Raw genomic sequence first — 759 nt, forward strand, 5'->3', positions numbered from 1 at the left:
TCGAGCGCCGGTCCGCGCTGGCCGAGGTCGCCGACGTGATCGTCGCGGGTGAGGACGACGTCCACCTTCCGGCCGCGCTCGAGCATCTGTCGGCCCGAGGGCTGCGCCGCGTACTCTGCGAGGGCGGACCGCAACTGCTCGCACATGTCGCGCGGGCCGGCTTGCTCGACGAGCTGTGCATGACGCTCACCCCGATGCTGGTCGGCGGCTACGCCACGCACATTCTCGACGGTGCCCCGATCGACCGGAGCCGCTGGACCCTCGCCCACGTCATCGAGGACGACAGCACGCTCCTCACCCGCTGGCTGGCCCGTTGAGCCGGCCGTCTCAGCCGGACAAAACGGTGGAGATGTCGAAGCTCACCGGCTCTTCGAGCTGGTCATAGGTGCAGCTGCGCGGGTCGCGGTCTGTGCGCCAGCGGCGGAACTGCGCCGTGTGCCGGAGCCTGGTCCCCTGCATGTGATCGTAGGCGACCTCCACCACGAGGTCCGGCCGCAGCGGCTGCCACGACATGTCCTTGCCGGCGTTCCAGCGGCTCTGACCACCGGGCAGCCGGGTACCCTCGTGGGCCTCGGCGCGCGCCCATTCCGCCCATGGATGCTCGGAGAAGACCTCGTCGCCCATCCGGTACGGTTCCAGCTCCTCCACCAGCTCCGCGCGACGTTTCATCGGGAACGACGCGCTGACGCCGATGAAGTGCAGCGTGCCGGCGTCGTCGTACAGGCCCAGCAACAACGAACCGACCACGCCGCCGCCCTT

General features: G+C 69.8%; 2 protein-coding genes. One reads left to right on the top strand and one right to left on the bottom strand.

Annotation, left to right across the window (positions count from 1 at the left end):
* On the top strand, nt 1-317 hold a 317-nt coding region (locus ELR45_RS39405), incomplete at its 5' end, for a dihydrofolate reductase family protein (RefSeq protein ID WP_205857442.1).
* Nucleotides 318-327: 10 nt separating this feature from the next.
* Here the strand turns inward: ELR45_RS39405 and ELR45_RS39410 are convergent.
* Nucleotides 328-759, bottom strand: a 432-nt coding sequence (locus ELR45_RS39410; protein WP_240760212.1) for an ATP dependent DNA ligase, incomplete at its 5' end; no start/stop codon positions are given.

Origin of the sequence: Phytoactinopolyspora endophytica (assembly GCF_004138495.1) — a bacterium.
Lineage (GTDB): Bacteria > Actinomycetota > Actinomycetes > Jiangellales > Jiangellaceae > Phytoactinopolyspora > Phytoactinopolyspora endophytica.